This is a genomic window from Caballeronia sp. LZ034LL, assembly GCF_031451215.1.
Taxonomy (GTDB): Bacteria; Pseudomonadota; Gammaproteobacteria; order Burkholderiales; family Burkholderiaceae; genus Caballeronia.
This window is the reverse complement of sequence record NZ_JARUXR010000002.1, coordinates 183,067-197,530: the sequence shown is the minus strand read 5'-3', so window position 1 is coordinate 197,530 and position 14,464 is coordinate 183,067. Positions and strand designations below refer to the sequence as shown.

Below are 14,464 nucleotides of genomic sequence, written 5' to 3'. Positions count from 1 at the left end.
ACGATGTTTCCTCGCACTATCCGCTTCACTGCCCTGCTTGCGCTGACCGCGTTCGCGCTGGCCGCCTGCACGGTCGGCCCTGACTATCATGGCGCGCCCGAGATCGCGCCGGACTCCGCAAAGAACGGCGCCTTCGTGCGCGCGCCAGCCGAGGGTATCGTCGCGACGCATGCGCCCGCGGCGTGGTGGCAGGCATTGAACGATCCGCAACTGAACACGCTGATCGATGCCGCGCTCACGCACAATCCGGATCTGAAGATGGCGCAGGCACGCTTGCGTCAGGCCCGCTCGCAACTGCGTGGACAGCGCGCGAACGAGTTGCCGAAGGTGTCGGGCTCGGCGGCGGCGTTGCGCATGCGATCGCCGGATACGTCGTTCTTCAGTTCGTCGGATGACGGCGGCGCGCCGGCATCGACCGGGCGCGGTCCGGTGGACTTCTATACCGTGGGCTTCGATGCTTCGTGGGAGATCGATCTGTTCGGCGGCACGCGCCGCGCGATCGAGGCTGCGTCCGATGAAGCCGATGCCGTGCACGCCGATCTCTCGGACACGCAGGTGTCGCTGGCGGCCGAGGTGGCATCGGCGTATATCGACTTGCGCGACCAGCAAGAGCGGCTCGCGCTCGCCGAACGCACGGCCGAATATCAGCAACAGATGCTCGACCTGACCGAGCAGCGCCGCGCGCGCGGTACGGCGGCGCAGGTCGATGTCGAACGCCTGACCACGCAGGTCGATACCACGCGCGCCACGCTCGTGCCCTTGCAGGTGCAGATCACCGATTCGCTGGATCAACTGGCCGTGCTGACGGGCCGCGCGCCCGGCGCGCTCGACGGCGAACTCGCTGCGCGCGCACCGTTGCCGGTGCTGCCGGCGACGGTGGCCATCGGCGACCCCGCTGCGATGCTGCAACAGCGTCCTGATATCCGCGCGGCGGAACGTCGGCTGGCATCGAGCAATGCGCAAATCGGCGAGCATATCGCCGACTATTTCCCGAAGGTGTCGCTGCTCGGCGATATCGGCTTCTCGGCGGCGGACCCGGGGCATCTGTTGCGCAAGCAGAATTTCTCGTGGGTCGGCGTGCCGTATCTGCAATGGAACCTGTTCGACTTCGGGCGCACGGCGGCAAGCGTCGATACGGCTCGGGCCTCGCGCGAAGAAGCCGAGGCGCGCTATGAGAAGACCGTGCTCGGCGCGCTGAAGGACGCGAATTCGTCGCTGTCGCGCTATGGCAATCAGCGCGAGCATGTGGTGCGTTTGCAGCAAGTGGAGGCGTCAGCGGAACGCTCCGTCACGCTCGTGCGGCAACGCTATCGCGCGGGTGTCTCGACGCTCATCGATCTGCTCGACGCGCAGCGCACGCAGTTCGCCGCGCAGCAGGACGTGGTCGCGGCGCAGGCCGAACTGCTGAAGGACTTCGTGTCGCTGCAGAAGAGTCTCGGGCTCGGCTGGCAGGACCCGCGCGGCGCCTGAGGCGCCTGATGCGTCTTATTCGTCGAACGTTCCGCGATATTCCGCTGACGCGTCCGAGCGCGTGTTCAACTCGAACATCACGCCGCCCGGCGCGCGGCAGAAGAATCGCGAACCACGCCCGTTGTTGAACACGGCAGTTTCCATTTCCACGCCGTCCGCCGTGAAGCGCTCATGCAAGGCCTGGACGTCATCGAGCGTGGGCAGCTCGAAGCCGACGTGAAACGCGCGCGGATAAGACGGCGTGTGATCGCCGACATGATCGATGACCACATCGAAGCCGGGACGCTTGAGGATATACGACTCGTCCCAGCTGCCCGCGATCGTGAAGCCGAGATAGTGTTCGAAGAAGCGCGCGGTTGCAGCGGTATCGGCCGAGGGAAAGCTGAGGTGGTTGAGCTTCATGCTCTTGATCGAGTCTGTCATGGTGTGTGTCTCAAGGAGTAGAGCCGGTGCGGCCCCTTGCCGCCGTCGCTCCATGACAGTCAGAATATAAGCAAAAGCTCACATTCACTACTCGCTTTGGCGAGGCTCGTGGAAATGCAAAAAAGCCCTTTTTGGAAGGGCTTTTTCCTTTGGTCGAGCCGAAGCGGAAGGCCGCTTGCTCACATTCAATCTCCGACGCTTCGCGCAAGATAACCGAACACCGCTGCTTGCACGCGTCGTTCGAGATCGTCGAGATCGGTTTCGCCGCGCTCGCCTGCCGCATCGACCATGCCGTGCAGCATGGCGAACAGATCGCCCGCCGCGACCTCCGGACGAGGATGCTTCGGCGCGGCGCGCTTCACCACCGCCATCACCAGGTCATTCATCTGCGAGCCGTCCACTTCAAGCTGTATGGCAGGACGCCCTTCGGCGATGTCGAGCAGGCGTGCGAGCATCGGCCGCTGCAACTGCTGCCGTACGGCGGCCCCGATCAGATATTCGAGCGCCGCCTTGCCGCTACGCTTGGTCAGCGCGGTCAGCGCGTCCTGATGAAAGCGTCCGGTTTCGCGCCGGATCAGCGCGACGGTCAGCGCATCCTTGCCCGGAAAGTATTGATAAAGCGAGCCGATGCTGACGCCCGCGCGCTGCGCCACGGCATTCGTGTTGAATCCTTCGAAGCCTTCTGTTTCGAGCACCTGCGCCGCGGCCTCGACGATGGACGCCACCGTCGCCTCCGAGCGCGACTGCGCCGGCCGCTTGCGAGGCCGGAAAGCTTTGTGCGATGGGCGCTGCTGGCTCATGCCTTTCTCCTGTGGAACCGGCGTCGATTGTACAAAGGACCGGAGCGCGGCCCGTCCAAGCAGCGTTTCCGGCGACCTGCTAACCTCGCCGGAACTCATCCATCTGGCGCAGGAGCTTCGAACATGAGCGAGACCCCCGAGTACGTGCCGCCCACGGTCTGGACCTGGAACAAGGACAACGGCGGCCAGTTCGCCAGCATCAATCGTCCGATCTCCGGACCGACACACGACAAGCCGCTTCCCGTCGGACAACATCCGTTGCAGCTATATTCGCTGGCCACGCCGAATGGCGTGAAGGTCACGGTGATGCTGGAGGAACTGCTCGCGCGCGGTCACAAGGGCGCCGAATACGACGCGTGGCTCATCCGCATCGGCGATGGCGACCAGTTCGGCAGCGGCTTTGTCGGCGCGAATCCGAACTCGAAGATTCCCGCGCTCGTCGATCGCAGCGGTCCCACGCCGGTGCGCGTGTTCGAGTCCGGCGCGATCCTGCTGTATCTCGCGGAGAAGTTCGGCGAGTTCGTGCCGACCGACTTCAGCGAACGCGCCGAAGTGCTGTCCTGGCTGTTCTGGCAGATGGGCAGCGCGCCGTATCTCGGCGGCGGCTTCGGCCATTTCTATGCGTATGCGCCGAGCAAGATGGAATATCCGATCGACCGCTTCGCCATGGAAACGAAGCGTCAGCTGGACGTGCTCGACAAGCGTCTCGCCGAGCATCGCTACATTGCGGGCGATGACTATTCCATCGCCGACATCGCCATCTGGCCATGGTACGGCGGGCTTGCGAAGGGCCGGTTGTACGGCGCGGCGGAGTTCCTTGCCGTCGATGAATACAAGCACGTGCAGCGCTGGGCCAGCGAGATCGACGCGCGGCCGGCCGTGCAGCGTGGCCGGATGGTCAATCGGACGTTTGGCGAGCCGTCGGAGCAGTTGCATGAACGGCATGATGCGGGCGACTTCGAGACGCGCACGCAGGACAAGCTGGCGGGGGCGGAGTAGGCGGTCAATCGGCATGCGTTGCGAGCGATGCGGCATCCCACCTGCCGCGAGCGATGGCGTCTCGCAGCATGCCCACCGTCAGAGGCTCTTTGGTTGTCGAGTGGCGTTTTCGCAGAATGAATCGCGTGATGAGGTGATATAGAACGCCCTCGCCTTCCATCAGAAAGTAGCGACGAAAATCGTAGTCGCCTTCGTCGACCTCGAACGCTTCGAAGAACCGCTGCATGAAGATATCGGCATCGTCTCCCTGTTGACCAAGGTCGAGCGCGATGGTCATCTCCGGTGTAATTGGCTTCTCCGGAGAGATGCATGCTTCCTTTCTGATGAATGCTTCAAGCGACTTCAGCAATTGAGTCTCCCCGGCCATGGATCGTGCTGAACGCTTTTACCGCACCACCGCCACCGCATCGAAAAATTTTGTATAACTACCGCCCCACCTGCCCCCCTCCCCGCACCTCCGCCGTCGTGAGATAAAAATCCCGGTTATCAGCAAGCTTTTCGATCATGAAATCGATAAAGGTCCGCACGCGCAACGGCTGCTCGGTCCGCCGTCGATAGTGGATATAGATCGCTTCGCGCTGCGTCAGATGTTTCGTCAGCAAGGGCACGAGCCGGCCGTCGCGAATCGCCGGGACCGCCGAAAAGCTGCCCAACTGCCCGATCGCCAGCCCCGCGAGCACGGTGTCCGTTTCGGCGTCGACATCGTTCGCGCACAGCGAAGCCTCGATCTCCCGATACACGATCTCGTCGCCCATCATGAATTCCCAGGGCGCCTGCTTTCCCGTATTCGCCCGCCGATACCCCGTGCAGCGATGCGCGGCGAGTTCGTCGACCGTGCGCGGCGCGCCATGCCGTTCGACATACGCCGGCGCCGCACACACGATCAGCTGAATGGGCACCAGCCGCCGCGCGATCGCACCGCCCGCCGGCGGCGAGCCGCCACGCAGGCCGACATCCGCGCGTTCCTCGACGAGATCGGTGAAATGGTCATCGAAACGGACGTCGAGCTGCACGTCCGGATAAAGCGTCGCGAATTCGAGCACCGAGGGCCATAGCGCCCGGCTCAGCGCCTTCGGCGCGCTGATGCGCAACGGTCCGGCAATCTCTTCCTTGGCGCGGCGCGCATCGGCGAGTGCGGACGTCAGCACCGCAAGCGCCGGCTCGACGCTCTGCAACAACCGCTGCCCCTCTTCCGTCAGGCTCAGCTTGCGCGTCGTCCGATGAAACAGCCGCACGCCAAGCGACTTCTCCAGCTGCATCACCGCGTGACTCGCCGCCTGCGGCGAGATCCCCTGATCGACCGCCGCCCGCCGCAGGTTGCCCAGCGTCGCGGTGCGCACGAAGATCGAAATCGCGCGGACTTCGTTCATCGCCGGACTCCCGATTCGCAAATAAAAGTTGATTATCAGTCTAACGTTGCCTCACTAGTTTGAGCGAATCCGTCGGCCTAAGCTTCGTTACACCCTCACCACCGACACAACGGAGCACATCATGAGCAACGTCAACACCTCGCAATACAAGCGCGTCTGGTTCATCACCGGCGCCTCGCGCGGACTGGGCGCGCTGATCGCGCAAGCCGCGCTCGACGCCGGTCACGCCGTCGTCGCCACCGGCCGCAACGCCGCGGCCATCACCGAACGCCTGGGCGTTTCGCCCGCCCTGCTGCCGGTCGCGCTGGACGTCACCGACGAAGGCCAGGCAAAGGCCGCCGTCGACGCCGCCATCGGCGCGTTCGGCCGCATCGACGTGCTGGTGAACAACGCCGGCTTCGGCCTGCTCGCGGCCATCGAGGAATCCAGCGATGCCGACGTGCGCCGCATGTTCGACACCAACGTCTTCGGGCTGCTCAACGTCACGCGCGCCGTGCTGCCCGTCATGCGCCGCCAGCGCGCCGGACACGTGATGAACATGTCCTCGGTGGGCGGCTATCGCTCGGCGGCAGGCTTCGGCGTGTATTGCTCGACGAAATTCGCCGTCGAGGGCATCACCGAGGCGCTGCACGCAGAATTGCAGCCGCTCGGCGTGCATGCCACCGTCGTCGAGCCGGGCTATTTCCGCACGGACTTTCTGGACGCGTCGTCGCTGACGGTCGGCCAGGAGGTGATCGGCGACTATGACGCGACTTCGGGACAGATCCGCCGTCTGGCCGTCGAGATGAATCACAACCAGCCCGGGGATCCGCAGAAGCTCGCCGCCGCGCTCGTCACGCTCGCCGACGCGCCCAACCCGCCGCTGCGCCTCGCGCTCGGCACGGACACGCTGCGGGCGATCGCGGAGAAGAACGCGTACGTCACGGCCGAAACCGCCGCATGGCAAACGCTGTCGAGCTCTACCGACTTCGCCGTCTGAGCGCTTTGTTTCACCCCCAAGTCAGCGCGCCCCTGCTTTCGTGCACCTACGAAAGTAGGGTATGCGCCTCATGGACACTCCATGCACCATAGGAGCTTATTAAAAGCACACAGAAAAGCGGCATGAACCGCAAAAAACAGAGACTGACCGACGCCCGCCGCCTCGCCCTCACAGACGCCGATCTGGCGCATCTGCGGCTTGCGATCGAGTCGTCCGCGCGGGACGATCACCCCGCGCTGCCGCCTGCGTACTGGCGGCAGCGTCTGGAAAAGCTTCGCAGCGCCGGGGATCTGCTGCCGAAGCAGTTGCAGCAGGTCGAGGAATTGCTCGAACGGCTCGGCGCCGACGATCCCGCTTCGGACACCTAGAACGGTTACGGCGCGAGGCCCGGTCCGGGAAAGCGTCGATCGGGGCTGATAAAATCGGCGTACGTTTTCCACAGGTAGGAAGTAATGGGCTTCGAACAACTCGCAGGACTGAAAAAACAACTCGCGCAGCAGGCCAGGCAAGCCGAGCAGGAAGCGGCACAAAGCAAGGCCGCCAAGGCGAAGAAGCCGCCTCGCGCGCGGCGCGCGCCTGCGCCCACGCCTCCTCCGCCGCCGGCTGCGCCCGCGAAGCCCGTGGATCCGGTCGTGCATACCATCGGCAAGCTGCAAAAGCGCTTCCCGCTCGCCTTCCCGAAGAATCCCGCGCCGAAGAAGCCGCTCAAGGTCGGCATCTTCGAAGATCTGATGAAACACGCCGAAGAGTTGCAGTTGAGCGAGCGCGAACTGCGCGCCGCCATCAAGGTGTGGTGCCGGGGCAATCGCTATTGGACGAGCCTCGCGGAAGGCGCGGCACGCGTGGATCTGACCGGCGCCGCAGCAGGCGAAGTGACTTCCGCCGACGCGGCGCGCGCCGTGTATCTGGAGAACAATCGCCAGGCGCGCAGCGCAGCGGCTCCGAAGGCGGCGGAAGCGCCTAAGGCACCGGAAGCGGCGGAAACGCCGAAAGCAGCGGAAGCCCCCGAAGCCGACGCCAAGCCCAGCGCCTGATCCAGCGGCGCAGCGGCTGCGTTTGCCGCCTGCGCCGCCGCGCAATTCATTCTTGCCTCTGCCGCATTTGACTTCGTTTTAGATGATCCCTATCATCTAAAACATGCAGTCACGGAGCGGCACGCCATGCGTAAATCCAACGCCGAAACAGCTGAAACGCGCCAGCGCATCGTCGATGTCGCTGCACGCGCGTTCAGGTCGAAGGGCATTCAGGCCACCGGTGTCGCCGACATCATGTCGGCCGCCGGCTTGTCGCACGGCGGGTTCTACCGGCATTTCGACTCCAAGGATCAACTGGTCGCCGAGGCGTGTGAAGCCGGCATCGGCGACGTCATCGGCACGTTGGATGCCGCCGCCGGCGCACTCGCGGGCAAGGAAGCCTTCCAGGCGATCGTCGCGGCCTACGTCTCGGAACAGCACCGCGACGCGCCCGAGCACGGCTGTCCGCTCGCCGGCATGGGCAGCGAACTGGCGCACGCGGACGACGACACCCGCACCGCCGCCGCGCGCGGCTTCGACCAGTTGGTCGACGTGATGGCGCAACACATTCGCCGCCGGCATCGCGGGGCGGCGCGTTCTGAAGCCGTGTTCGCCCTCTCGGCGATGATCGGCGCCGTCACCATGGCGCGCATCATCGGCGACCCGGAAGCCTCCACGGCCGTCCTGCACGACGTACGACGACATCTCGAAGCGCTGTAACCCCAATGGCCCGCCTGTCGGGCCTTTCATATCGCCTCAAAAGTGCATATACACTTCAACCCCGGAGAACGCATCATGCAACGACGCACCTATCTCATCACCGGCGCCACCGGCAAGACCGGCGTCCATACCATTCGCCAGCTTCTGGATCAGGGTCACGCGGTGCGCGCCTTCGTGCACCAGCAGGACGAGCGCAGTGAAGCGTTGCGCGAAGCCGGCGCAGAGATTGTGGAAGGCGACCTGCTCGAACACGACGACGTGATCCGCGCGATGCAGGGCGTCGATGGCGCGTATCTGTGCTATCCGGTGCGCCCGGGTTATATCCAGGCCGCCGCCTATTTCGCCGATGCGGCACGGCGCGCGAACGTCGGCGTGGTCGTGGAGATGTCGCAGATTTCGGCGCGGGAGGATTCACAGAGCCACGCGGCGCGCGACCACTGGATCGCGGAACGGGTGCTGGACTGGTCGGGCGTGCCTGTCGTGCACATTCGTCCGACCTTCTTCTCCGAATGGCTGGTGTTCCCGTGGGTGCGCGATCAGATCGTGCGCGACGGCATCATCACGCTGCCGTATGGCGAAGGACGTCACGCGCCGATCGCCGCCGAAGACCAGGCGCGTCTGATTGCCGCCGTGCTCACGCAGCCTGACGGGCATATCGGCAAGACGCTCACGTTGTGCGGGCCGGTGGAGATGAATCAGCAGCAGATCGCCGATGAAATTGGCGCGACGCTCGGCCGTACGGTCACCTACCAGCCGTCGTCGCTCGACGACTACCGGAAGCACCTCGAGCACTACAAGCTGCCCGAATTCCTGATCCAGCATTTCGTCGCGATTGCCGTCGATTATCAGAACGGCATCTTCGCGGGCGCGGACGGCGTGATCGGCGAGATCACGGGGCGTGCGCCGCAGACCGTGCGCGAATTCGTCGAGGCGAATCGCGCGGCATTCGAGTAATGCAAGGGCATACGCGGCCCTACAGCGTCGCCGTCACGCCGCCGTCCACGTAGAGCACGTGGCCGTTCACGAAGCGCGACGCGTCGCTGGCCAGGAACACGGCCGCGCCGACGAGATCCTCGACCTCGCCCCAGCGACGCGACGGCGTGCGGCCGATCAGCCACGCGCTGAACGCTTCGTCGTTGACGAGCGCGTCGGTCAGTTCGGTCTTGATATAGCCCGGCCCGAGCCCGTTGACCTGGATCCCGTGCGGACCCCAGTCGATCGCCATGCCTTTGGTGAGCATCTTCACCGCGCCCTTGGTGGCGGTATAGGCGGCGATGTTCGGCCGCCCGAGTTCGCTCTGCACCGAGCACACGTTGATGATCTTGCCCGCGCCGCGTCCGATCATGAAGCGCGCGACCGCCTGCCCGACGAGGAACACGCTGTCGACGTTGGTCTGCATCAGCGTGCGCCATTGCTCGTGCGAGAACGTCTCCAGCGCCGCGCGGCGCTGCATGCCGGCGTTGTTGACGAGAATGTCGATCGGACCGCTGTCGGCCTCGATGCGCGCGATCGCTTCAGTCACCTGTTCCGGCGAGGTCGCGTCGAACCGCGCTGCCTGCGCCGCGATGCCTTCGGCGCGGAGCTGGCTGAGCGCGTCGTCGAGGCGCGCCTGATCGCGGCCATTGAGCACGACCTGCGCGCCCGCGCCGCCGAGACCGCGCGCCAGCGCGAAGCCGATGCCGGTGCTGGAGCCGGTGATCAACGCGCGGCGTCCGGTGAGATCGAAGAGATTGAGAATGCGGTTCAAGTAAGGCCTCCGTGTCAGTCGCGCGACGGCGTGCGGCGCTTCAGCAGATAGGTGTCCATGATCCAGCCGTGCTGCGCGCGGGCTTCGGCGCGCACGTGCTCGATCTCGTCCATCACGTCGCGCAGCGGACCGGAGATGAGGATCTCGTCGTCGGTGCCGACATACGCGCCCCAGAAAATGTCGAGATCCTCGTGCGCCAGTTGCCGGAACGCGTTCTGCGCGTCGAGCATCACCACGGCGCTGTCGGCGCGCTCGGGAAAGCCTTCGGCGATGCCGCGGCCATTGGTGATCTCGACCGCGCGGCCAATCGCGTTGAGCGCCACGCGATGTTTCGCCGCCAGTGCCTGCACGCTGCTGATGCCCGGAATCACCTCATATTCGAACGCCTGCCGCCCGCTCGCGACGATGGCCTCGACAATGCGCATCGTGCTGTCATACAGCGAGGGATCGCCCCAGACGAGAAACGCGCCGCATTCGCCGTCGCGCAATTCCTCGCCGATCAGCCGCTCGAACACCGCTTGCTTGTCGCGGTTCAGGATGTCGACGGCATCGGTATAGCTGGCGGTATCGCGCCGGCGTTCCGGATTGGTCGCCTCGACGATCCGGTAGTCGCGCTCCTTCACATAGCGCTCGATGATCTCGTGACGCAGCGCGATGAGCTTCGCCTTCGCTTCGCCCTTGTCCATCACGAAGAACACGTCGGCCTGATTCAGCGCGTTGATGGCCTGAACCGTGACGTATTCCGGATTGCCCGCCCCGATGCCGATGATGAGGATTCGCTTCACTCCATGCTCCAACTTTCCGAACCGTGAGCACGGAGTGTAACGGCATTCACTGCGAGGGCCTGCCGCTCGGGTCAGTACACGTCGCGCAGATAGCGCTTGTCGCGCGCGAGCGAGGACACATACTCCGCCGCCCGCTCGTCCGTGAGTCCGCCATGCCGAGCGACGATCTCGCGCAACGCGGCATCGACGTCCTTCGCCATGCGGCTCGCATCGCCGCAGACGTAGAAGTGCGCGCCGTCCTGCAGCCACGACCAGAGCTCGGCGCCCTGCTCGCGCATGCGGTCCTGCACGTAGACCTTGTCATGCTGGTCGCGCGAGAACGCCGTGTCGAAACGGTTCAGCAGGCCCGACCGGCTCATGCCTTCGAGTTCCTCGCGATAGTAGAAGTCGGTGGCCGCATGCTGCTCGCCGAAGAACAGCCAGTTGCGTCCCGTGTCGCCGCGCGCGCGGCGTTCGTGCAGGAAGCCGCGAAACGGCGCGACGCCGGTGCCGGGACCGACCATGATCATCGGCGTGTCGCCCTGGCGCGGCGGACGGAAATGCGCGCTCTTCTGCACGAACAGCGGCACGTCGGCATCGTGGGCGCGGTCGGCGAGAAACGTCGATGACACGCCCTTGCGCTTGCGGCGGCCATTGTCGTAGCGCACTGCCGAAACGGTCAGATGCACTTCGCCCGCATGCGCCTTCGGGCTCGACGAAATCGAGTACAGGCGCGGCTGCATGCGCTTGAGCACGCCGAGCAGTTCATCCGCCGACAGCGACGCCGGATGCTCGTGCAGCACATCCGCGAGTTGCTGGCCCCACAGCCAGGACTTCAGCTCGTGCTTGCGCTCGTCGCCGAGCAGTTGCCGCAGCGCCGGGCCGGCCGTGCGCGCTGCGATCAGTTTCAACGCCTCCGGACTCGGTCGGGCGATCTCGTAGTGCGTGGCCAGCGCATCGGCGAGCCGCATCTCGCCTGAGCCTGAAACGTGCACGGGCGCATCGGCGTCGAGCTTCGTCAGGCTCAGCACTTCGCCGACGAGTTCGGGACAGTTGGTCGGCCATACGCCGAGCGCGTCGCCGGCTTCGTAGTCGAGGCCGGATTCTGCCGTCGAGAACGCGAACGAACGCGTGTCCTTGGCCGCGCCCGGATGGTTCAGCCGCACGTTGCGCAGCAGCCGCGACGGCGCCGGACGCGCCTTGCTCGCGGCGCCCAGGCTTAGCACGTCGGGAATCGCGCCCTGCGCGGGCACCGCGTGCAGCGCCGCGTCGTCGTCCTTGATGCGGGCGATGATCCGCGCGAGCCAGCCATCGGCGGCGGTCTGGAAGTCCGTGTCGCAATCGGTTCGCGCCAGCAGGCGCTCGCCGCCCAGTTCCGCGAGACGCGCATCGAGATTGCGGCCGTGGCCGCAGAACGCGTCGTAGCTCGTGTCGCCGAAGGCCAGCACCGCGTAGCGCAGCGACTCGAGGCGCGGCGCATCGGCGGCCTTGAGCGCGGACCAGAAGTCCTGGCCGTTGTCGGGCGCGTCGCCATCGCCGAACGTGCTGGTCATCAGCAGCACATAGTGCGACTTCGCGAGACTGGCGACGGCGCAGTCGGACATGCACGCCGTGCGGATCTCGAAGCCGGATTCCATCAGTTGCGTGGCATAGGACTCGACCAGCGATTCGACATTGCCCGTCTGCGACGCCCACAGCAACGCGACCTTGGGCCGCGTATGCGCGATCTGCAGTTCAGGCTCGGGCGCGTCGGCATGGGTGATCAGGGGCGGCGCTTCGCCACGGCTGAACACTCCGGCGAGCAGTCCATCGACCCAGACGCGTGTCGCAACATTGAACGGCGCGGCGGCGGGCAGCACGGGCACGCCGCGCGCTTCACTTCCGCCTGAACGCAGTCCGCTGACGAAGCCCGCGAGATACAGCCGGTCGGTGTCGCTCAGCGCGGGCGCGGCGACCTCGCCGATACCGAGGAGCGTCGAAAGGGCGTCGAGGCGGGACATGGCGTTTTCCTGCTGCGGAGTGGGAGTGTTGATGTCGATGTGGACTTCTGGTTCGACGCGGCTCAGCGCCACCGCGCAGAACTTCAGTTCCGGTTGTTGCGAGAGCGGATCGACGGCGTCGCTCGTGACCGCGTTGATGCACAGGTCGTCGCCGAACATGTCGTTCCAGTGCATCGGCGCGAAGCAGTTGCCGGGACGCACGCGCTCGGTCACGACGGCCGGCAGCACTGCACGGCCGCGCCGCGAGCGGATCTCGACGCGATCCTTCTGCGTCACGCCCAGCGACGCCGCGTCGTCCGGATGCAGTTCGACGAACGGTGCCGGGTTCAGCTTGTTCAGCATCGCGACCTTGCCGGTCTTGGTCATCGTGTGCCACTGATGCTGCAAGCGGCCCGTATTGAGCACGACGGGATAATCGGCGTCCGGCAGTTCCTTCGGATCGACATGCGGACGCGCGAAGAACACGCCCTTGCCATGCGGCGTCGCGAACCTGGGGCGCGAGGTAGCGGCGTCGAGATAACGGATCGGATTGCGCTCGCGCCCGCCGTCCGGCGCGCAGGGCCATTGCAGCGGCGTCTCGCGCAGCCGCGCATGACTGGCGCCGCGCAGGTCGTAGCCGGTCTGCGGATTGGCGAAGCGCGTGATTTCGTCGAACACCTCGGCGGCGCTCGCATAAGTGAAGGCGTCGGCGAAGCCCATCGCGCACGCCACGCGCGCGATGATCTGCCAGTCCGGCAGCGCGTCGCCCGGCGGCTCGACGGCCTTCTGCGTGAGCGTCATGTTGCGCTCCGAGTTGATCATCACGCCTTCCGCCTCGGCCCACAGCGCGCCGGGCAGGAGCACGTCGGCGTAACGGTTGGTCTCGGTATCGAGAAAGGCGTCCTGCGTGATGACGAGCTCCGCCGCCTGCAAGCCTTCCACGACCGTCGCGCGGTTCGCGACGCTCGCCACCGGATTCGTGCAGATGATCCAGCACGCCTTGACGTCGCCGGTCTTCATGCGCGCGAACAGGTCGATGGTGCCGCCGCCCACCTCCGTGCGCAGCGTGCCCGGCGGCACCTTCCACATGCCTTCGACGAACGCGCGGTCCGCCTCCGCCAGCACGGAACGCTGGCCGGGCAAGCCGGGGCCCATATAGCCCATTTCGCGGCCGCCCATCGCGTTGGGTTGGCCGGTCAGCGAAAACGGGCCGCTGCCCGGACGGCAGATCTTGCCCGTCGCGAGATGCAGGTTGCAGATGGCGTTCGTGTTCCAGGTGCCGTGCGTGCTCTGGTTGAGGCCCATGGTCCAGCAGCTCATCCATTCGGGCGCCTCGCCAATCCACTGCGCCGCCTGACGCAGATCGCGTTCCGGAATGCCGGTGAGCGCGGCGACCTTCTCCGGCGTGTAGTCGGCAAGAAACGCTGGCATCTCGTCCCAGCCCTGTGTGTTGGCGGCGATGAACCCGGCGTCCGTGTGGCCGTTCGCGTGCAGCAGATGCAGCAGGCCGTTGAGCAGCGCGAGATCGGTGCCGGGGCGGATCTGCATGAAGAGATCGGCTTTATCGGCGGTGGCGTTGCGGCGCGGATCGACGACGATCAGCTTCGCGCCCGCCTTCACCCGATCCATCATGCGCAGGAACAGGATCGGATGACAGTCGGCCATGTTCGCGCCGGTCACGAAGAACAGGTTCGCGCGGTCGAAGTCCTCGTAGGAGCCGGGCGGACCGTCCGCGCCCAGCGACAGCTTGTAGCCGCTACCCGCGCTCGCCATGCACAGCCGCGAATTCGACTCGATATTGTTCGTGCCGATGAAACCCTTCGCCAGCTTGTTGACGAGGTACTGCGCCTCGATCGACATCTGGCCGGAGACGTAGAACGACAGCGCATCGGGACCGTGCGTGTCGAGGATCGCGCGCAGGCGGCGGGCGGTGTCGTCGAGCGCGCGTTCGAGCGGCATCGGCGTGGGATCGGCATGGCGCGCGTGCCGCACGAAAGCCTTCTCCAGCCGGCCCGACTTGCGCAGCGCCACGTGCGCCGACGAGCCCTTGGTGCAAAGCCGCCCGTAGTTGCTCGGATGATCCTTGTTGCCGGAAATCTTGATGACCTGCTCGTTCTCGACGTGCAGCGTCATCCCGCAGCCTACGCCGCAGTAAGGACACACCGTATCGACCGTTCTTGCCGTCATCGCCATCGTTCGG

14 protein-coding genes are annotated in these 14,464 nt (G+C 65.6%); 7 read left to right on the top strand and 7 right to left on the bottom strand.

The annotated features are described in order from the left end of the window. The first annotated feature begins 3 nt into the window (after positions 1-3). On the top strand, positions 4-1,470 hold the full coding sequence (locus QCE83_RS15315; RefSeq protein WP_309812271.1) for an efflux transporter outer membrane subunit: 1,467 nt from the start codon (positions 4-6) through the stop codon (positions 1,468-1,470). A gap of 15 nt (positions 1,471-1,485) precedes the next feature. Here the strand turns inward: QCE83_RS15315 and QCE83_RS15310 are convergent, their stop codons facing one another. Further along, positions 1,486-1,893, bottom strand: coding sequence for a VOC family protein (locus QCE83_RS15310; RefSeq protein ID WP_309812267.1), 408 nt, complete (start codon positions 1,891-1,893; stop codon positions 1,486-1,488). 185 nt (positions 1,894-2,078) lie between these two features. Then, a complete protein-coding gene (locus QCE83_RS15305; RefSeq protein ID WP_309812263.1) occupies positions 2,079-2,693 on the bottom strand; it encodes a TetR/AcrR family transcriptional regulator in 615 nt (204 codons plus the stop codon). 123 nt (positions 2,694-2,816) lie between these two features. Between QCE83_RS15305 and yghU the strand changes: the two genes are divergently transcribed. Next, on the top strand, positions 2,817-3,692 hold the full coding sequence (yghU, locus tag QCE83_RS15300) for a glutathione-dependent disulfide-bond oxidoreductase (RefSeq protein ID WP_309812261.1): 876 nt from the start codon (positions 2,817-2,819) through the stop codon (positions 3,690-3,692). A gap of 4 nt (positions 3,693-3,696) precedes the next feature. On the opposite strand, the gene QCE83_RS15295 is transcribed toward yghU, so the two are convergent. Together QCE83_RS15295 and QCE83_RS15290 are read right to left on the bottom strand one after the other, a co-directional pair. Continuing rightward, a complete protein-coding gene (locus QCE83_RS15295; RefSeq protein ID WP_309812258.1) occupies positions 3,697-4,059 on the bottom strand; it encodes a DUF1493 family protein in 363 nt (120 codons plus the stop codon). Between the two features lie 58 nt (positions 4,060-4,117). After that, positions 4,118-5,062, bottom strand: coding sequence for a LysR family transcriptional regulator (locus tag QCE83_RS15290; RefSeq protein ID WP_309812255.1), 945 nt, complete (start codon positions 5,060-5,062; stop codon positions 4,118-4,120). 121 nt (positions 5,063-5,183) lie between these two features. Between QCE83_RS15290 and QCE83_RS15285 the strand changes: the two genes are divergently transcribed. From QCE83_RS15285 to QCE83_RS15265, 5 genes are all read left to right on the top strand, one after another. Then, positions 5,184-6,041, top strand: a complete 858-nt coding sequence (locus tag QCE83_RS15285) for an oxidoreductase (RefSeq protein WP_309812254.1) — start codon at positions 5,184-5,186, stop codon at positions 6,039-6,041. Between the two features lie 122 nt (positions 6,042-6,163). Continuing rightward, positions 6,164-6,409, top strand: a complete 246-nt coding sequence (locus tag QCE83_RS15280) for a hypothetical protein (RefSeq protein ID WP_309812252.1) — start codon at positions 6,164-6,166, stop codon at positions 6,407-6,409. A gap of 84 nt (positions 6,410-6,493) precedes the next feature. Further along, positions 6,494-7,075 (top strand): ProQ/FinO family protein, encoded by a 582-nt coding sequence (locus tag QCE83_RS15275; protein ID WP_309812249.1) that lies wholly within the window; start codon positions 6,494-6,496, stop codon positions 7,073-7,075. 126 nt (positions 7,076-7,201) lie between these two features. Next, a complete protein-coding gene (locus tag QCE83_RS15270; protein ID WP_309812246.1) occupies positions 7,202-7,774 on the top strand; it encodes a TetR family transcriptional regulator in 573 nt (190 codons plus the stop codon). A 75-nt stretch (positions 7,775-7,849) separates the two neighbouring features. Continuing rightward, entirely contained in the window at positions 7,850-8,728 is an 879-nt protein-coding gene (locus QCE83_RS15265; RefSeq protein WP_309812243.1) for an NAD(P)H-binding protein, read from the top strand. 19 nt (positions 8,729-8,747) lie between these two features. Here QCE83_RS15265 and QCE83_RS15260 read toward each other — a convergent pair whose 3' ends face one another. The 3 genes from QCE83_RS15260 to QCE83_RS15250 all read right to left on the bottom strand — a co-directional run bounded on the left by QCE83_RS15260 (position 8,748) and on the right by QCE83_RS15250 (position 14,451). Further along, complete coding sequence (locus QCE83_RS15260; protein ID WP_309812241.1) at positions 8,748-9,521, bottom strand: SDR family oxidoreductase; 774 nt, start codon at positions 9,519-9,521, stop codon at positions 8,748-8,750. Positions 9,522-9,535: 14 nt separating this feature from the next. Next, positions 9,536-10,306 carry a precorrin-6A synthase (deacetylating) gene (gene cobF / locus QCE83_RS15255; RefSeq protein WP_309812240.1) on the bottom strand — a complete coding sequence of 257 codons (771 nt, stop codon included), beginning with the start codon at positions 10,304-10,306 and terminating at the stop codon, positions 9,536-9,538. Positions 10,307-10,377: 71 nt separating this feature from the next. Then, positions 10,378-14,451, bottom strand: a complete 4,074-nt coding sequence (locus QCE83_RS15250; protein ID WP_309812237.1) for a bifunctional nitrate reductase/sulfite reductase flavoprotein subunit alpha — start codon at positions 14,449-14,451, stop codon at positions 10,378-10,380. Between the last annotated feature and the right edge of the window lie 13 nt (positions 14,452-14,464).